The organism is Aeromonas sp. JL9, assembly GCF_024436075.1.
Lineage (GTDB): Bacteria > Pseudomonadota > Gammaproteobacteria > Enterobacterales > Aeromonadaceae > Aeromonas > Aeromonas veronii.
Map to the genome: position 1 here is coordinate 39,085 of NZ_JANFNV010000014.1, position 18,316 is coordinate 57,400.

The 18,316-nt window shown below is 58.3% G+C and carries 13 protein-coding genes; 6 read left to right on the forward strand and 7 right to left on the reverse strand.

Annotated elements, in window-relative coordinates:
• The first annotated feature begins 30 nt into the window (after positions 1–30).
• Both queG and ppgK read left to right on the forward strand, forming a co-directional pair.
• Entirely contained in the window at positions 31–1,185 is a 1,155-nt protein-coding gene (queG, locus tag NOM06_RS12090) for a tRNA epoxyqueuosine(34) reductase QueG (protein ID WP_255911749.1), read from the forward strand.
• 111 nt (positions 1,186–1,296) lie between these two features.
• Positions 1,297–2,037 carry a polyphosphate--glucose phosphotransferase gene (gene ppgK / locus NOM06_RS12095; RefSeq protein WP_005339062.1) on the forward strand — a complete coding sequence of 247 codons (741 nt, stop codon included), beginning with the start codon at positions 1,297–1,299 and terminating at the stop codon, positions 2,035–2,037.
• A gap of 104 nt (positions 2,038–2,141) precedes the next feature.
• Here the strand turns inward: ppgK and NOM06_RS12100 are convergent, their stop codons facing one another.
• Entirely contained in the window at positions 2,142–2,597 is a 456-nt protein-coding gene (locus tag NOM06_RS12100) for a hypothetical protein (RefSeq protein ID WP_043822996.1), read from the reverse strand.
• Between the two features lie 505 nt (positions 2,598–3,102).
• Here NOM06_RS12100 and metN point away from each other — a divergent pair.
• The 4 genes from metN (at position 3,103) to rfaH (ending at position 6,203) form a co-directional block, all read left to right on the forward strand.
• Positions 3,103–4,146 (forward strand): methionine ABC transporter ATP-binding protein MetN, encoded by a 1,044-nt coding sequence (gene metN, locus NOM06_RS12105; protein ID WP_255911750.1) that lies wholly within the window; start codon positions 3,103–3,105, stop codon positions 4,144–4,146.
• On the forward strand, positions 4,127–4,780 hold the full coding sequence (locus NOM06_RS12110; protein WP_005339070.1) for a methionine ABC transporter permease: 654 nt from the start codon (positions 4,127–4,129) through the stop codon (positions 4,778–4,780). Before metN ends, NOM06_RS12110 begins: the two co-directional genes overlap by 20 nt.
• Positions 4,781–4,805: 25 nt before the next feature.
• Entirely contained in the window at positions 4,806–5,606 is an 801-nt protein-coding gene (gene metQ, locus NOM06_RS12115) for a methionine ABC transporter substrate-binding lipoprotein MetQ (protein ID WP_005339072.1), read from the forward strand.
• Between the two features lie 96 nt (positions 5,607–5,702).
• The gene (gene rfaH / locus NOM06_RS12120; RefSeq protein WP_005339074.1) at positions 5,703–6,203 is read left to right on the forward strand and encodes a transcription/translation regulatory transformer protein RfaH; all 501 of its coding nucleotides are present in this window, start codon (positions 5,703–5,705) and stop codon (positions 6,201–6,203) included.
• Positions 6,204–6,262: 59 nt separating this feature from the next.
• Here the strand turns inward: rfaH and NOM06_RS12125 are convergent, their stop codons facing one another.
• The 6 genes from NOM06_RS12125 to arcB all read right to left on the reverse strand — a co-directional run bounded on the left by NOM06_RS12125 (position 6,263) and on the right by arcB (position 18,183).
• A complete protein-coding gene (locus NOM06_RS12125) occupies positions 6,263–8,239 on the reverse strand; it encodes a methyl-accepting chemotaxis protein (RefSeq protein WP_255911751.1) in 1,977 nt (658 codons plus the stop codon).
• Positions 8,240–8,278: 39 nt separating this feature from the next.
• The gene (locus tag NOM06_RS12130; protein WP_255911752.1) at positions 8,279–9,490 is read right to left on the reverse strand and encodes an EAL domain-containing protein; all 1,212 of its coding nucleotides are present in this window, start codon (positions 9,488–9,490) and stop codon (positions 8,279–8,281) included.
• A complete protein-coding gene (locus NOM06_RS12135; RefSeq protein ID WP_255911753.1) occupies positions 9,471–13,712 on the reverse strand; it encodes a transporter substrate-binding domain-containing protein in 4,242 nt (1,413 codons plus the stop codon). The genes NOM06_RS12130 and NOM06_RS12135 overlap by 20 nt, the downstream gene beginning before the upstream one ends.
• A gap of 223 nt (positions 13,713–13,935) precedes the next feature.
• The gene (locus NOM06_RS12140) at positions 13,936–14,139 is read right to left on the reverse strand and encodes a hypothetical protein (protein ID WP_167565963.1); all 204 of its coding nucleotides are present in this window, start codon (positions 14,137–14,139) and stop codon (positions 13,936–13,938) included.
• Between the two features lie 315 nt (positions 14,140–14,454).
• Positions 14,455–15,819 (reverse strand): dGTPase, encoded by a 1,365-nt coding sequence (dgt, locus tag NOM06_RS12145; RefSeq protein WP_255911754.1) that lies wholly within the window; start codon positions 15,817–15,819, stop codon positions 14,455–14,457.
• Positions 15,820–15,870: 51 nt separating this feature from the next.
• Complete coding sequence (gene arcB, locus NOM06_RS12150) at positions 15,871–18,183, reverse strand: aerobic respiration two-component sensor histidine kinase ArcB (RefSeq protein WP_005339096.1); 2,313 nt, start codon at positions 18,181–18,183, stop codon at positions 15,871–15,873.
• Positions 18,184–18,316 lie beyond the last annotated feature (133 nt).

The window sequence follows — 18,316 nt, forward strand, 5'->3', positions numbered from 1 at the left end:
CGCCAGCAAACGCCGGCCAGGCCAAGCCGCATGAGCGCACCAGACTTCCACCAGCTGGCCCACGATATCAAGCTCTGGGCACGGGAGCTAGGTTTTGACCAGGCGGGCATCACCGACACCGACCTGCGTATCGAAGAGCCGAGATTGCAGGCCTGGCTGGATGCGGGCTATCACGGCAGCATGGATTACATGGCGCGCCACGGCATGATGCGCGCACGCGCCCACGAGCTGCTGCCGGGCACGGTGCGGGTGTTGTCGGTGCGGATGAACTACCTGCCGTTCGAGGCGGGTTTTGCCGCCACCCTGCGCGATCCGACCCTCGGCTATATCAGCCGCTATGCCCTCGGCCGTGACTACCACAAGGTGCTGCGCAACCGGCTCAAACAGCTGGGTGATCGCATCGAAGCGCGCTGCGCCGAGCTGTTTCAAGGCACTGAAGAGACCTTGGGTGAGTGGCGCCCCTTCGTCGACTCCGCCCCCATCCTCGAGCGGCCACTGGCAGCCAAGGCGGGCCTCGGCTGGGTTGGCAAACACTCACTGCTGCTCAACGAATCGGCCGGATCCTTCTTCTTTCTCGGTGAGCTGTTGCTCAACCTGCCGCTGCCGCTCGACCAGCCAGTGGAGAAGGAGCAGTGCGGCAAGTGCGTCGCCTGCATCAACATCTGCCCGACCGGCGCCATTGTCGCCCCCTATGTGGTGGATGGCCGCCGCTGCATCTCCTATCTCACCATCGAGAACGACGGTCCTATTCCGGAAGAGTTCAGGCCCTTGATGGGCAACCGTATCTACGGCTGCGACGACTGCCAGCTTATCTGCCCCTGGAATCGCTACGCAGATGCCAGCCCGGAACCCGATTTTAGCCCCCGCTCCAGCCTGCACCGCCCGCCCCTGCTGGCGCTGTGGTGCTGGAGCGAGAGCGATTTCCTCAAACAGACCGAGGGGAGCCCGATCCGCCGCATCGGCTATCAACGCTGGCGCCGCAATCTGGCAGTAGCCCTTGGCAATGGCCCGGCGACCCCCGAGGTGATCGCGGCCCTGCAACTGGGGCTGACCACCGCCGATCCCATGGTGGCCGAACATATCGAATGGGCGCTGGCCACCCTTGCCAGGCGTCAGGATGAAGAGAACAAGAAGACCCGTTTGCTGATCCGCTGCATCGAAAAAGGTCTGTCGGATCACGCATAAGTGATCTGCCCCTTGCCGGATTGCAGCACTTTTTTCATGCTCTGCCGACCTGCAGTGCCCATAACAGCGTGGTCACTGCAAACTGGTCGGCACACAACAAGGACAACACAGATGCATATGTTGGGAGTGGATATTGGAGGCTCAGGGATCAAGGGCTGTCTGGTCGATACCAAAACCGGCGAATTGATTGGCGAGCGCCATCGCATTGCCACACCGCAACCGGCCACCCCGGCCGCCATCGCCCATACCCTCAAGGCGCTGGTCGAACACTTCGACTGGAAAGGGCCGGTGGGCTGCGGCTTTCCCGCCACCATCCACAACGGGGTTGCCAAGAGTGCCGCCAATATCGACAAAAGCTGGATCGAAACCGATGCCGAGCATCTGTTTGCCGATGTCACCGGCAAGCCCTGCTATGTGCTGAATGATGCCGATGCCGCCGGTCTGGCCGAGATGCGCTTTGGCGCCGGCAAGGATCGCAAGGGGGTCATCATCCTCATCACGGTCGGCACCGGTATCGGCACAGCTATCTTCGTCAACGGCCATCTGCTGCCCAACACCGAGCTGGGCCATCTGATGCTGGAAGGAATGGTCGCCGAGCACTACTGCTCCGATGCGGCGCGCAAACGGGAGGATCTATCCTGGAACCGCTGGGGCAAGCGCTTCAACAAGTATCTGGCGCGCCTCGAGTTTCTCTTCTCCCCCGACCTCTTCATTCTGGGGGGCGGCAGCGCAGCCAAGCTGGATAAATTTGTCGATCGCATCGAGACCCGGGCGCCGCTTATTCCGGCGGCCAGCCTCAATCAGGCGGGCATTATCGGGGCCGCCCTCTACGCGGCCGAGCAGCAGGGCTGACCGACGTTCACTGCAGATCAGCAGATACCAATGGAAAGGGCCCGGCACTGCTGCCGGGCCCTTTTGTTTTGCGGTCATCTTGCGTGTTTGGTGCTTATCACCCGTTACATGTCGTCGAGTCGGTGCACCCCGTGCACCAGTCGAGTCAGGCGGGTCTGCTCCAGCCCGGCCAGATTCTCGAGCAAAGCGGTGGTGGCCGGTGTCGGGCACTCCCGGGCCAGATGGCTCAGCTCGCCCACCAGCTGCTCTTCCCAGCGGCATACCTGAGTGACGATATCCTGAGTCTGGACTGATGCCGGCAGCTCGAAGCGGGTAATGGCAGGCAGCATATCCTCGCTGAAACTCTGGTTCAGCCAGGTCTCCCTGACCGCCTCTCCCAGCTGAGCGGCATATTCGTGCAGATGGGCGCTGGCCGCATCCTCACGCCCTTGCAGATAGACCAGCAACATCCGGCTGCGTTCGCTGTCCACCTGACTGGTCAAACGCCCGTAACAGAGTCCGAGCTGATGGTGAACCTGTTCAAGATAGTGCAGCAACTCTTTGATCTGTTGGAATCTCATCGCACTGCCCTCCATGCTTGTCGACATCATCAGTATAAAAAACCGGCGCCCCCGACCCAATCCCTATCCGAGCCCCCCTTGCGCTGCATCAAGGTTGACACCGACAAAGTGGCCGTCAGGTGAGCCTGTCACGAATAGGGAACGATTTGTGCAGCTATTTGTGCAACGATGGAGGAGCATTAAGCTCGACAGCAGATGTGAACAGAAACGGGCTGGCACACTAATAAAACCAGCATATACCCGATATAAACCATCTTTAATTCGGTCATATCCCGTAGGGACGAAACAGGATCTGGAAGAGCAACAATACCATCCTGATCGTTATCCGCCTGACAGAAATCCTTATCACTTTTTTAGACGTCTAGACGTAAAAACATGCGTTGACATGGCCATCCAGACATCTTAGCATCATCCTCCATGATGACAGAGTAACCCAGTGGAACCTCTGCCCAATTTCCCCGCCTGTAGCGCCCTGTGCTTTAAGGCTGTTAGCACGGAAGAATCCATGATTAAGTTGATCGGTCTCAACAAAGTCTACGGTACAGGCAGTGACGCCGTGCACGCCCTGCGTGATGTGAGTCTGCATGTACCCCAAGGCAAAATTTTCGGGGTGATCGGTGCCTCCGGTGCCGGCAAGAGTACCCTCATTCGTTGTGTCAACCTGCTGGAGCGCCCGACAGAGGGTCAAGTCATCGTTGATGGCCAGGATCTGGTCGCCCTGAGCGAACGGGATCTGACCCAGGCTCGCCGCCAGATCGGGATGATTTTCCAGCACTTCAACCTGCTTGCCTCCCGTACCGTGTTTGCCAACATCGCCTTTCCGCTGGAGCTGGCAGGCTGGAGCAAAGAGAAGATCCAGCAACGGGTTGCCGAGCTGCTGGCGCTGGTCGGGCTGGAAGCCCGTGCCCATGCCTATCCGTCCGAGCTTTCCGGCGGTCAGAAACAGCGCGTCGCCATTGCCCGCGCACTGGCACCGGCCCCCAAGGTACTGCTGTGTGACGAGGCCACCTCTGCTCTCGACCCGCAGACCACCCGCTCGATCCTGACCCTGCTCAAGGAGATCAACGTCAAGCTGGGGCTCACCATCCTGCTCATCACCCACGAGATGGATGTGGTGAAAGGGATCTGTGACGAAGTGGCCATCATCAGCGACGGCCGTCTGATCGAACAGGGCGAAGTGGCCTGGTTCTTCAGCAACGCCAAGACCCAGCTGGCCCGTGACTTCATCCACTCCACCATCCATCTGGAGGTACCGCAGGAGTATCAGGATCGGATGAGCAGCGAGCGGGTGCCGGGCAGCTACCCGCTGCTGAAGCTCGGCTTTACCGGCAGCACGGTCGATACGCCGCTGATCTCCGAGGCGAGCCGCCGTTTTAATATCGACATCAGCATTCTGAGCGCAGACATCGAATACGCCGGTGGCGTCAAATTCGGTTTCCTGCTGGCCGAGCTGTTCGGGGATGAAGCCCAGTGCGAGGCCACCCAGCAGTTCCTTATCGACAACCACATTCAGCTGGAGGTAATGGGTTATGTCCGAAGCCATGATTAATCTGCTCATCACGGCCCTGGGCGACACCCTGATCATGGTGTTTGCCTCCGCTCTGTTCGGCTGCCTGCTGGGCCTGCCACTCGGCGTAGCGCTGCATGTGACCAAGGCGGGCCAGATCCTGGCCAACCCCTTGCTCAACCGTACTCTGGGCATGGTGGTCAACGTGGGTCGCTCGGTGCCCTTTATCATCCTGCTGGTCGCCATCATTCCGCTAACCCGGCTGATTGTCGGCACCAGTATCGGCACCATCGCTGCCATCGTGCCGCTGACTGTCGGTTGCATCCCTTTCATCGCTCGTCTGGTGGAAGGGGCCCTGATGGAAGTGCCGGACGGCCTGCTGGAAGCGGCCAAGGCGATGGGCGCCAAACCGCTGCAAATCATCACCAAGGTGCTGCTGCCCGAGGCTCTGCCCGGCATCCTCAACAGCGTCACCATTACCCTCGTCACGCTGGTGAACTACTCGGCCATGGCTGGGGCCATCGGTGGCGGTGGTCTGGGGGATGTGGGTATTCGTTATGGTTATCAGCGCTTTGACCCGACCGTCATGCTGGTGACTGTGGTTATCCTGGTAGTGCTGGTTCAACTTATCCAGAGCGCGGGTGAGCGCCTGGTCAACAAATGTGATCATCGTTAATCGTCGATTTCTGACAGGAGGTTTTATGAAATTTGGCATCAAATCCGTTGCGGCTGCCCTGCTGGCTGGTCTGGTTCTGGCCGGTTGCGGTCAAAAAGAAGAGAGCAAGGTTCTGAAAGTGGGCGCTATTGCCGGACCGGAGACCGAACTGGTTGAAGTGGCTGCCAAGGTAGCCAAAGAGAAATACGGTCTGACAGTCGAAGTGGTCAACTTCTCCGACTACGTCACCCCGAACGTGGCGCTGAACGATGGCAGCATCGACGTCAACGCTTTCCAGCACAAACCCTATCTGGATGCGCAAGTACGTGATCGCGGCTTCAAGCTGGTGCCGGTTGGCAACACCTTCGTCTATCCGATTGCCGGTTACTCGAAGAAAATCAAGGCGCTGAGCGAGCTGCAAGATGGCGCCCAGATCGCGGTACCGAACGATCCGACCAACCTGGGCCGCTCCCTGATCCTGCTGGCAAAACAGGGTCTGATCACCCTGAAGGATGGTGCCGGTCTGGAAGCGACCGTGCTGGATATCGCCAGCAACCCGCGCAACTTCAAGATTGTCGAGCTGGAAGCAGCCCAACTGCCGCGTTCGCTGGAAGATGTGGATCTGGCTATCATCAACAACACCTTCGCCGGTCAGATTGGTCTGACCCCGACCGAGAACGGCCTGTTTGTTGAGGACAAAGAGTCCCCCTACGTCAACCTGATCGTCGCCCGTGACAACAACAAGGATGACGAGAAGGTCAAACAGTTCGTACAAGCTTTCCAGACCGATGATGTCTACAAGAAAGGTCTCGAGCTGTTCAAAGGCGGCCTGGTAAAAGGTTGGTAATTGCTCACTCGGCAAAAAAGGCCACGCAATGCGTGGCCTTTTTTATTGGCGCCGCTATCATATCCGCGAGCACGGCAACACGAACATACTCATAACATGAAAAAATGGTATCTGGCCTACTGCAAGCCAAAAGAAGAGGCCCGCGCCCGCGCCCACCTCGATGCCCAGGGTATCGAATCCTATTACCCCATGGTGGAGATCGAGAAGCTGCGCCGGGGCAAAAGAGTTCCGGTACGGGAACCCATGTTCCCCAACTATCTGTTTATCTTTGTCGATCTGGAAGAGGTGACACCGGTCACCCTGAAATCGACCCGCGGCATCAGCAGAATCATCCACTTTGGCAGTGAATGGACCCCCATCAGCAGCAAGCTGGTCTATCAGCTGATGAGCCGCGATGACAGCGACGAGGCGAGAGCCAGCTACGCCAGCCTGCCCTGCTCGGGCGACAAGGTGCTGATTGAAGAGGGGCCGTTGGCAGGTTTCGAGGCCATCTATATGGAGCCGGATGGAGAGAAACGGGCGATTTTGCTGGTCAGCCTGCTCAACCGGGAGACCACCAGCAGCTTCGACAACCACACCTTCAGACGTCTGGACTAAACCCACGGGCCAGACGGCTCGGTGCATGGCAATAGCAATGGCGGGATGATCCCGCCATCTCACGCATCAAGATCAAAGCGGGCGATGACCGCCTTCAGCTTGCCGGTATCACCAGCCAGTCTGGCTACGATCTCCTCCCCCTGCTGACTGCGCTGACAGGATTGCCGACTGAGCGCGGCAATGTCGTCGACCGTCCCGGATACCTCGGCGGCCACCCGCGACTGCTGCTCGGTTGCCACCGAAATGGCCTCCAGCTGGCCCGACAGCGACTGTACCAGCTGGTTCATGGCACTCAGGGTATCGGTCACCAATCCAACAGCATCCCGCCCTTGCTCCACCAACCGGGTACCGCTGCTGACGGTACTCACCGTCTGGCGAGTCTGCTGGGAGATGGCCGCAATGGTCTGGCTGATCTCGGCGGTTGATTGATGGGTGCGAGTCGCCAGTTGGCGTACCTCATCGGCCACCACCGCAAAACCGCGCCCCTGCTCGCCTGCCCGCGCCGCCTCGATCGCCGCGTTGAGGGCCAGCAGGTTGGTCTGCTCCGCAATGGTGGCGATCACCTCGGTGATCTGCCCCACCTGTTCACTCTGATGCTCCAACAGCCCCATGGCTTCGTTAGCTTGTCCAATCATGGCAGCAATCTGCTGCATGGTATCGATCATTCGTGCCAGCGCAGCCTCTCCCTGACGGGTCTGTTGCTTCACCTGATGGGCTCCATCCGCCACACCGGCAATGTTGCCAGCCACATCACGAGCACTCACTGACATCTGATCGATAGCCGCCGCCACCGCATCGACCCGCTGATCCTGCTCAGTCAGATCCGCCACTATGGCTCTGGTGGTGCTGCCCACATCGAGACAGGCCACCTCGACCTGCCCCACAGCCCCCTGCAACTCCCCGACCAGATGATGTAACTGGGCAGACATCCGGTTGATGGAACCGGTTAACTCTCCCAACTCATCCTGCCCTGTGATTGGCAAGGGCTCGGCCGCCAGCCGGCCATCCGCAACCTGCCCCGCCCGGGTCACCAGACAGGCAATGTCACGGGTCAGACGACGACTAAAGAGCCAGGCGACCAGCATGCCAAGCACGATGGCGCTGCCGGTAGCCAACAGCAGAGTCTGGTTGATGGCCCTCCCGGCTCCGGTCATCTGCGCCGAAATCTGATCCACCTCGGCACGGGTTTTCCCCACCTGCTGGACCAGCTGCTCGCTGAGGCTGGACTGCATCGGCTCGATGTCGGTGGCCATCAGGTAGTTTGCCTGATCCCAATCCGGCGCCTGGCGCTTCTCGATCACCTGCCCCACCAGCTCGGAGAAGGGGGTAGCCATCTCTTCAAACAGCTGCCAGAGGCTCTGCTGGGTGTCGGTAAAGAGCGCGGCTTGCTGTTTAACCTCAGCCACACGCTGCTGATGAAACTGGTAGTAATCCTGATACTTGCTGCGGTATTCGGGGTCGCCTGAGATGAGAAAATCCCGCAGGGCTGAGAGAGAGTTGGCGAGGCTGTTGTAGGCATCCCCCACCTGTTTGAGCAGCATGCGGCGATCGCCGGAGAGTTGATCCTGCGGAGTGCCAACTTCTTCATTGGCAAAGGATTGCAGCTGATCAAGCGCCGCCTCCGCCAGCGGACCCGCCTCCTGCAGCATCAGGGTGTGAGCGGGCAGATTCTCTTCACTCTGGGCTATGGTCCACACCTTCTCCTGATGGCTTTTGAAGGTCTCGAGAGACTTGGCGAGCGTCGGACTGAAGGCCTGATGGGCAATGGCCTGCCAGGCCGACTCCCACTCCTGCTTGAGGCGGGAAGCCTGAGCCGGATCCTTGCCGAGGATCAGATAGCCACGCAGGGCAGAAACGGTGGCAACCAGTGCCTTCTGGCTCGCCTCATCCCGCTGCAAAGCGGGCAGCGCCAGCTCCAGCAGGGTGTGTTGGGCCTGATTGATCTGAGTCAGCCGGTAATAGACCAGCGTGGAGGAGAGCAGGATCAGCAGGTTGATAAAACCGAAGCTGAGCAGCAACTTGCTTGAGATTTTCATGAACATCCTTGTTCAAACGGAGGGATCCAGCCAAAAGAATCAGATAGATATCAGTGTAGGCAATCTATCTTGCCAAGTCCGGTGCCAATTAGCCAATTCACTGCGCGGCATCGGGTGGGCAGAGAAAAATCCCTGACAGAGGTCGCAACCGAGTTGGGCCAGCACTCGCCAGGTAGCCTCATCCTCTACCCCTTCCGCCACCGACTTCAGCCCCAGCTTGCGGGCCAACTCGATGCTGGACTCGATAATAGCCAAACGTGACGGATCGGCATGGCAGCGATCGACGAAAGAGCGATCCAGCTTGAGTTCGGTGAACGGCAACAGTGCCAGCTGCTGCATCGAGGAGTAGCCGGTACCAAAATCATCGATGGAGAGGCCAAAACCATGCATCCTCAGCCGGGTCAGCACCTCCAGAGACTTGCCCAGATCCTGCACGAATGCGCTCTCGGTCACCTCGAGGGTGATGAGTTCAGGATTGATACTCCAGCGCTTGCACTGATCAATCAATAAGTTGCAAAGATCCCCTTCAATGAGTGAGGTGGTGGAGAGGTTCATCGACAGATTGAGTGACAACCCGGTTTCCTCCCATAAATGGCCATCACTCAGAGATTTGCTGATGATCACCTCGGTCAACGGATCGATAAGCCCGTTGTGCTCCGCCAGTGAAATAAAACGCCCGGGAGGGATCAGGCCAAACTCGGGGTGTTGCCAGCGGGCCAACGCCTCCATCCCGACCCACTCGCCGGATGCAAAACTCACCTTGGGCTGATACCAGGGCAGCAGTTGATCTTGTTCGATCGCCCGACGCAACTCATCGAGTCCTATTCTGTGCCCCTCTTCCTCCCTGAGGGGTTCCTGCCGGGGTGACCAAGCCTGGATAAGCCGCTGGAGCTGCTGCGGCGTTGAGGGTTTCTCTATGCGACCGAGCACCTGCAGGCCATAAGCGGTACTCATACGCAATACTGCTTCGACCACATCCCCCTCAAGCGCGCTGGAGAGGATAATGCCGCCCTGAAAACCACCCAGCGACAGGCGGCGCAACAGCGCCATGCCATCCATTCCGGGCATTCGCAGATCGCAAAACAGGATATCGACGTTGTGTTGCTGGCTAAGCGCCAACGCCTCGATACCATCAACCGCTTCCAGCAGATTCGGGTAACCCAGGCTGCGGATCTGGTGCAGCAGCGCCTTGCGCTGAAATCCATGGTCTTCCACGACCATGATGACCAACTCATGTTGTGCTTTTTTCATCGAGCCATAATCCAATGTCGTGGGTAATCGCCGTCATCAGCCTCTGCACTGTGCTGACCAGATCGTCGAGCTCGTCGAGCCGCTTCAATCGCGCTGCCGATTCCAGCATGGCAGCCTGGCTGGCAAGCTCCTCCAACCCGACCATTCGGGCAGCCCCCTTGATCCGGTGGGCTGTCTCTACCAAAGCGCTAGCATCATGACAAATCAGTGCTGCCATCATGGCCTCGCCATCCTGCCGGTTGGAATCGAGATACTCCACCGCCATGGCTCGCGCGGTCAGCTCGTCACCAAACAGCGCCAACCAGCGCTCAGCCTGCATGCCTGTAGCCCCAACAACGGGCGCAACCGCGCTTCTGGTTGGCGTCCTCTCTGCCAGCCAATGGGCCAGCATCTGGCGCAAGATATCCAGCGGGTAGGGCTTCAGTAACATGTCACTCATGCCAGCCTCTACCATACGAGCACTCGCCTCTTCCGACGTATCTGCCGTTACCCCTATGATGGGAGCCGTCACTCCCGCAGCCCGCAGCGCCTTGGTCAGGGCATAACCATCCATCACCGGCATATGGCAATCAGTCAACAGCAGAGAGAATTGCTGTCCCTGCCAGGCCCGCAGAGCCTTCTCGCCATCTTCCACGACCTGAGCCTCGATACCAAGAATGGCTAACTGCCGTGCCAGCAAGGCACGATTGACCGGATGATCATCGGCCACCAATACTTTGCCACCCAGCTTCTCTGCAAGCGCAGGGAGGATTGGTGTGACCCGCTCCTGTAGCAATTCGTGGCAGCTCTCCAGCAGAAGATCCGGATAGAGAGGAGATAGACCTAGGCGCCACCATTTCTGTTCACCAATCCGACCCCGTAACGCCTCATCGGGTGACGCAATGATCCCCTTCAGCGCAGAGTGTTGCAGCCAGCTTTGCCATTCCCCCCCAAGCGCTTGCTCAAGCCACCGTTGATCGGCCAACAGCAACCCTTCCAGTGAGCGACTGAGCTCATTGGCCCCCAAGTACCTGAGCTTGGCCCCCTGCCGCACCATGGCCGCTTCGAGGTTGGTGTCATCGCTGAAAAACCACCATTCTGTGTCTGCCAGAGCAGGGGGATCCCACTGCGGATTGGTTAGCGGTACGGTAAAGCGGAAGCAGGAGCCCTCTCCTGCCTTGCTGGTCAGTGTCAGTGCCCCCCCCATTTTGCACACCAGCTGCTCACAGATTGCCAACCCCAGTCCGGTGCCACCAAAACGACGGTTGATATCTGACTCCACCTGCTCAAAAGGCGTGAACAGCAGCGCCTGCTTCTCTTCGGCGATCCCGATACCAGTGTCACTGACACTGATGGTCAGTTGCTCGCTCAGGTAGCTGACCCGAATCGTAATCCCCCCTTGTTCGGTAAACTTCACCGCATTGTTGAGCAGGTTGGAGATGACCTGACCGATACGCACCCCGTCGATGTCGGCCCAATCCGGCACATGATGCTCCCACTCCAGCACCACGTGGAGCCCCTTGTTATGAGCCAGTGCCGCATGGCCACGAATGGCATCGCAGATCACCGTTTGCAACCGGCTGCTCTGGTAATTCAACTGCAACTGACCCGCTTCTATCTTTGAAAAATCGAGGATGTCATTGACCAGATAGAGTAGGTTATTGGTCGAGGTGACCACATTGCGCACCATAAAACGCTGGTCGTCGTTGAGCTCGCTCATTTGCAGCAATTCGAGCATGCCATGCATGCCTGAGATGGGTGTTCGTAGTTCATGGCTCATGGTTGCCAAAAAGCGGCTACGAGCCTGCATCGCCTGCTCGGCATAGGCGCGAGCTTCGCGCAGCTCGTATTCCTGTTGCTTGAGGGCCGTAATATCCTGAATGACCCCATTGAGGATCAGTGCCTGCTGCTCCTGACGGACAAAGTTGCCACGCACTTGCAGATAGCGATCTCCAACAGGTCGCTCTACCTTGACCTCCAGATCGAGGGGCGCCAGAGTCTCGGCATGATTGGCCACCTTGCTGACAAAATCCTGCAGCGCCTCTTCGGTAAAGCCGAACACCTCACCACCCGATTCGGCATTGAACAGGTCCTGCCGGGAAGCCCCGAGGATCTCGCTGGCACCCTGAGAGGCATACAAAAACCGCCCCTTGCCGGGTCCTTGCCACAAATACTGATAGACCACCCCAGGCATGCTGTCGGTAATCTGGGTAAGGCGATTTTCAGCCTGACGGGCGCGCTCCTCCGCCTCCTTGATCCGGCTGACATCGGTCAGTACTGTCAACACCCCCAGCATATTGCCATCGGGATCGCGATAAGGGCGTTTGGCATAGATAACATGGCAGGGCGTACCATCAGCTCGCAGGTTGCTCCCTGCCCCCTCCAAATCCTGTCCTGTCTGCCACACTAAACGCTCTTCTTCCAACACACTGTTTCTGAGTGTCTCTGGCATGTTTTGCAGCTCCTCACTGCAACTGCCAGCACCGAGAAAAGCATCGCGATAGGCCTGATTGCACAAGGTGATCCGCTGCTCGCTATCACGTAGCGCCACCATGGTTGGCAGTGAGTTGAGCAAAGTCTGCACAAACAGCAACTGTTCGTTCAGCTTGTCCTCTGCGATTTTCCGCTGCGCAATCTGGCGACGCAAACTACGAGCCCAGAACATCACCAGCAAACCGCTGACGAGCAAGGCGCCCCCCCCTATGGCCAACCATTTGTAAATCAGGGTGTAATCGGATTCGATATTGACCGACACATTGAGCCAGCGTCGCTCCAGCAGTTGCCATTCCTCATCCGTGATGGTCAGCAGCAACTTGTCCATGATGCGGAGCAACTCGGGCTGAGCATTGTCGACAGCCATACTGATAGGTACGGAAAATTCGGGAGAGCTCAGCACCACCTGATACTTCTCATTGAAACCCTTCATTGCCTGCTGTCCCAGATTGGTCATGGTCAACAGCACATATTCAGCTCGCCCAGTGTCAAGCAAGGTCAGTAAATCGGCATCCTTGCCCACTTCGATAATATTGGCGCCCAGCGCGTGAATAAGAGAGGCTTCGTAAGAGCCCGTCACACCACCAATCAGACGCCCTTTCAGCTCGACCAACGACTTCAGCGGGCGAGCACCGTGTCTGGCTACGACATAGCTGTCGAACTTCAGATAGGAGGAGGTAAAAGAGGCAAAGGACTGACGATCCTTGAGCGGTGTCATCAAGGGAATAAGGTCCACTTTATGCTCTTTCAGCAGTTTAAGTGACTCCTGCCAGGTATTTGTCGACACCAGCTCAAAGCGGATCCCGGAGCGCAGACTCAACAACTTCATCAGGTCTGCCGTATAGCCATGCAATTCACCTTCGTCATCAATTTCGCTGATGCCGGCAAATCCGGGGGCAACGGCGAACTTGATGACCTTGTTTCTCTGCTTCAGCCAACTAGCCTCATCTGGTTCCAGCAACAGACCTGCGTTGGCGCGTTCATTTTTCTGATGCAACCGTAATCGTGAGTCTGCAACGGGTATCCGTTGATATGCCTGCCAAAGCTTCTCGCTCAGCTCTGGCTGGCGGGAGCTGGTCGCCATCGTCAGCGTGCTGCCAGAAAGCCACCCAGGAGCGACAACCCCCATTGATGCAGGCATTCTCTCCATCTTGAGGGAAACAATGGGTTCCAAATCAAGATATGCATCGACAGCGCCCAGCTTGACCATATAGGTCGCCTCAGTGCGGCTCTCCAGCTCAGTTACATCAGAGATCCCCAAACGAGCCAATTCATTACAACTGCCAAACCCGCGAATACAGACCCAGCGTAACTTGCGCGCCTGCTCCAGGGTCAATCGCTGATCCGGGGTATGCATTAAAATGGAGCGAGCATAAGAACCGATACTGCCAATAGGGTTTATCCCCTTCAATTCAAGAGCATTACGTTCAACCCCGATTAATGCATCGATCTGGCCGCCTTGGAGAGCAATCTGGGCATCCACGTAGGAGTTGTAGGGGATATAACGCAATGACACGCCCATTTCGGCTGCAATGCGCGAGGCCAGCTCCTTGAGCGGACCGGCATAACGCAGGTTGGGGAGTTGATAGATGAAAGGGAGATAGCCGCCACGGGGAACCCCAACCAGCAGCTCCTTTTGTGCAGAAATCTCGTTACTTGTGCTCTCATCTTGCGGTTGGGGAGCCGCAACAGCCAACATGCCCGAAAACAACAGCAACATGGGAAGAAAAAGCTGACGAAGGAGTGGCATAAGGTCTTGTCCTGATAAGTAAAACAGATAGGGCTGCCACCTCTAATCTTGCAGATCCTGACGACGCAAGGCGAGAAAACAATCACAGCTGTTACAAAGAGGGCAGAGAGGATAATACTGAGTCACCAACATGTGAACCTGGAATCAACCGTAAGATGGAAAAATGGCAGGCATGCAGCCTGCCATTTCACTAGCGAGGGGGATCTTATTCTCCCCCTCGCGATCAGGTTATTCGATTCCCGAGGCGGAAGCCGGTTTGATACTCCCGCTCGCGAACGAGGGCGATTTGACCCTGATATCCTTCCAGCCCGATATCCCTGAGCAGGGCGGGTGACAGATTGACCTGCACGAGACGACGCTCGACCCAGGCAATCCTTCTCTGGACCAGGGATTCAACACTGCGCAGTAAAACCAGTTCGATAGACATGACATTCTCCAGTTGAACATGCGGTTCTCCCGGAGAAAGTGGATATCACCCTGCGGGACGAACCGCGGGTGATAAAAAGACAGGGGTTACCTGTTTACGCCACGCGGTAAAAGAGCACGAGATTTCACGCCGCACGCAGTGCCGCGAGAGAATGCAATATTGAGCATCAGATGTTGCATATTCGTCTCCTTACCGGATAAAAGTTGAACAGGTTGCAGAAGTCTAAAAAATATCCGAATTTAAAACAAGCCTCTTGCGACTCCTTTTTAAACGTTTTTACGGTATTTTATGCTGTCCGAAGGGGAGCTTGGGGCATCAGATCCCCGAGAGTAGCCGGTACTCCTCCAGCACGTAGGTATCCGTCATGCCGCTGACATAATCGAGCAGCAACCGCACCCGGTAATACCACTCCTGCTCGTTCTGGCAGGCAAAACGCGGATCCGGGGTGGCGATCGCCAATCGATAGGCCTTGAGATGGCGGGCCGAGAGGCGGTGATAGAGGCGGCGCGCAAAGAAAAGCGCCTGACTCCCCTCCCCGGCCAGCAGACGGGCAAACTGTGGCGCTGGCAGCGCCAACAGGCAGGCATAACTGGTCAGCACCCCGCGCAGCGCCGCATACCCCTCCAGCTCAAGCGCTTCCACCTCGGGGCGCATAAAGACCAGCTCGCGGGCCACCCGTTTGAGGATATCGAGCACCCGCGCCGCCGGCGCCTGACCGTGCAGCAGCGCTTGCGGATAGGATCCCTGCAAAATGGCCTGATGTTCGCTGACATAGCTCTGCGCCGCCAACGCCACCAGATCCCGGGTCAGCTGCTGGCGAAAATGGGGGAAAAAGCCCCGACCACTGGCAAGCGCCTCACCCAGCAAGGTGCCCATGTAGTCACTCTGGTCAGCAGCTCGCAGCGCCGCCAGCAGTTCACCAAGAGTCAGGATCCGCCGATCTACCGCATCTTCCAGATCGGCGATGCAGTAGGAGATGTCATCGGCCGCCTCCATGATGTAGACCAGCGGATGACGGCAGCCGGGGGCTAATCCCAGGCTCTGGCCGAGGGCACGGTAGAGCGGCTGCTCGCTAAAGAAGATGCCCCGTTTGCTGCTCCAGCCATGATGCTGGCCATAGCTCACGCCGGGCCGGGGCTGCTGCGGGTATTTGCAGAGCGCTGCCAGTTGTCCAAGCGTCAGGTTAAGCTCGTGCAGGCTGTGCACCAGCCGCAGACTCTGGGCGTTGCCATCAAACAGTTGCAGGTCCTGACGCAATTCAGCCCACTGGGCCGAGGGGGGCTGCGCCAGCGCCTGCTGATAGAGGGGATCAAGCATCTCGCCGAGCCACTGGCTCATCACCTGCTCGCCAAAGTGGCCGAATGGCGGGTTGCCCACGTCATGAAGCAGGCAGGACATCTCCACCAGATTGATAAAAGCCCCTTCACAGACCATCCCGGCAGGCAAGGCAGCCAGAATGCGGCGGCTGATCTGGCGACCGGTCTCCTGCACCTCCAGCGAGTGGGTGAGGCGGCTGCGCACCGAGGCCTTCACATCGAGCGGAAAGACCTGGGTCTTCTGCTGCAACCGGCGCACCGGTGCTGCCTGCACGATACGGGTGCGATCCTGCTCGGTCGCCTCCAGCAGCTCCTCATCCCCCCAGGGGTGGATGCGCGCAGGGGTAATCAAACGGCTATACATCTCGCGGCTCCTTGCCAGCAACTTCCATCAGACTCAAGACAACCTCCAGCCTCAAGACAGCAACCAGCGCCGCAGACGGGCGATATCGCCGGGATATTCGCGGCGCAGCGTCTCAATCCAGTCTTCCACGTTTTCCCACCAGGCGGGGTGATCCGGGCTCTGGATCAGCTGAGCCGTCTGCTGCAAACGGCGCAGGCCAATGGAGCCTGCCGCCCCTTTTATCTTGTGCGCCTCTTCCACCACGCCAGCTTGATCCTTGGCAATCATGTTGGAGTCGAGCACTGCCATGTAGTCCGGCATCATCTTCTCGAACAGGTCGACGCTGGAGAGCAGCACCGGCTTGCCCACGGTATCGGCGTAATCGGTGAGGAAGGGGATATCCAGCAGGGCATCCTGATTGCCCGCATCCGCCTGCTCGTCCGCTTCATCCTCGGCCAGATCGGCAAACAGGTGACCAATCACCTCCCGCACCGCTTTGGAGCCAAGCGGCTTGTTGATCACATCCTGCATGCCGTGATCCCGGTAGTACTGGCGATCGCCGGTGGAGTTGGCGGTGAGCGCCACCATGGGTGGCAGGCTGTCGCCATAACGCTCCAGCAGGGTTTTCGCCACATCGAAGCCGGTCATGTCCGGCAGCTGGATATCGAGCAAAATGAGGTCGAAATCATCCGGGTTGGCCATCGCCAACGCTTGGGTACCATCTCGTGCCACCTGCACCTGATGACCCAGCTTGCCCAGCAGGGCGCAGGCTACTGTCACGTTAAGCTCCACATCCTCCACCAACAGGATATCGAGGGAGGGCATCTCCTCCTCCTGCTCTGGCAACACCGGCTCGGCGCAAGCCACTTCCAATTCGGCAGTAAAGCAGGAACCTTCGCCCGGATCGCTGTCCACATAGAGCTGGCCGCCCATCGCCTGCACCAGCTGACGGGAGACCGCGAGGCCAATGCCGGTGCCGGTGGCGTGCTTCTTGCCCTGCACCTGATAGTACATGGCGAAGATCTTCTCCTGCTGGGCGCGCGGGATGCCGATGCCGGTATCCTCCACCTCGAAGTGCAGGGCCAGCTTGCCCGGCTCGTCGGCGGGATGGGATAGGCAACGCACGGTGACGCCCCCCTCATCGGTAAACTTGACCGCGTTGCCCACCAGATTCCACAACACCTGACGCAGGCGGGTGCCATCAGCCATCACGAATTGCGGCATGTCGCCATCGCGATCGAAATGGAGATAGAGCCCCTTCTGCTCCGCCTGAATGCGCGACAGGGTCTCCAGCTCGTCGAGGAAGGCGGGCAGATCGATACGGGTCGGCGCAATTTCGAGGCGACGGCGATCGAGTTTGTCCAAGTCGATGATGTCATTGAAGATATTGCCAAGGGTCACCGCACTCAGGTGAATGGTCTTGAGCTGCTGATGCTGCTTGGGATCGAGGGGGGTATCCATCAGCATCCGGCTTAAGCCCACGATGCCGTTGAGCGGAGTACGCAGCTCGTGGCTGATGGTGGAGATAAAGGTGGTCTTGTCGCGGCTCGCCTTCTCCAGCTTGTCCTGATACTGCTTGCGCTCGGTGATGTCGCGGCCAAAACCGAGCAGGCCGAGTCGCTTGCCGAAGCGGTCGAAGAAGGGCACCTTGCGCAGCTCGAAGTAAGCCTTGCGGCCATCGGGATACTCCAGCCACTGCTCGTAGGTGAGGGGCTCATTGCTGGCAAAGACCTGCTTGTCGGTCTCCACCACCTTGTTGGCGATCTCCTGCTTGTAGACATCGAACGGGGTCAGACCGATCAGCTCGGCCTCCACCTTGCCGGTCAGCTCCTCCATAGCGCGGTTGCAACCGGAGAACTGCTCATCCTCGTTGCGGTAGTAGACCAGATCGGGGGAGCAGTCGATAAAGGAGCGCAGCAGCGCGGTGCGCTCCCCTAGATGGAGCTGGGCTTTCTCTCGCTGGAACACCTCGTTCTCGAGATCCTCGATGGCCTGCAGGCGCAGGCTCTCGGCCCGGTTGGTCTCGGCAATCTGGGCGTTGAGGCGGCTGATGTTCTCCTGCAGCTGGGTATTGAGCTCCAGATCCCGCTCGCGCATATCTTGCAGCTTGCGCACCATACGGCTCAGTCGCTGACGGGAATCCTCCAGCTGATCCACCACGATGGAGAGAAAATAGACCGCCCAGGGGGTCACCAGCAGGCCAAAAAACACCGAGCGAACGAAGTCGATCACATCGATATTGCCGCGCAGGAACAGGGTCACCCCCATCTGGATGGCGACCGCCAGCACGATAATGCCCGCCGCCAGGAACATACTGAAGCGCACCAGTCCCAGCTTGGTCATCAGATCGACATAATATTGCGCCCAGGATTTAATCTGTTTCATCTTATTGTTTTCCCCCGATATTCGCGGTACAGAATACCAGCACAACCGAGTGAACTCTTCTTAATCTCGCACAATTAATTAACGATTCGCCGAATGAAATGAGTGGGTTAGGATAATTGGCAATATTGAGTCA

Coding starts and splice junctions, on each gene's coding strand:
- metN (WP_255911750.1), top strand. CDS start 3,103: ATGATTAAGTTGATCGGTCTCAACAAAGTCTACGGTACAGGCAGTGAC.
- NOM06_RS12125 (WP_255911751.1), bottom strand. CDS start 8,239: ATGAAAATCTCAAGCAAGTTGCTGCTCAGCTTCGGTTTTATCAACCTG.
- NOM06_RS12130 (WP_255911752.1), bottom strand. CDS start 9,490: ATGAAAAAAGCACAACATGAGTTGGTCATCATGGTCGTGGAAGACCAT.
- NOM06_RS12100 (WP_043822996.1), bottom strand. CDS start 2,597: ATGAGATTCCAACAGATCAAAGAGTTGCTGCACTATCTTGAACAGGTT.
- queG (WP_255911749.1), top strand. CDS start 31: ATGAGCGCACCAGACTTCCACCAGCTGGCCCACGATATCAAGCTCTGG.
- dgt (WP_255911754.1), bottom strand. CDS start 15,819: ATGTATAGCCGTTTGATTACCCCTGCGCGCATCCACCCCTGGGGGGAT.
- rfaH (WP_005339074.1), top strand. CDS start 5,703: ATGAAAAAATGGTATCTGGCCTACTGCAAGCCAAAAGAAGAGGCCCGC.
- metQ (WP_005339072.1), top strand. CDS start 4,806: ATGAAATTTGGCATCAAATCCGTTGCGGCTGCCCTGCTGGCTGGTCTG.
- NOM06_RS12135 (WP_255911753.1), bottom strand. CDS start 13,712: ATGCCACTCCTTCGTCAGCTTTTTCTTCCCATGTTGCTGTTGTTTTCG.
- NOM06_RS12140 (WP_167565963.1), bottom strand. CDS start 14,139: ATGTCTATCGAACTGGTTTTACTGCGCAGTGTTGAATCCCTGGTCCAG.
- NOM06_RS12110 (WP_005339070.1), top strand. CDS start 4,127: ATGTCCGAAGCCATGATTAATCTGCTCATCACGGCCCTGGGCGACACC.
- arcB (WP_005339096.1), bottom strand. CDS start 18,183: ATGAAACAGATTAAATCCTGGGCGCAATATTATGTCGATCTGATGACC.
- ppgK (WP_005339062.1), top strand. CDS start 1,297: ATGCATATGTTGGGAGTGGATATTGGAGGCTCAGGGATCAAGGGCTGT.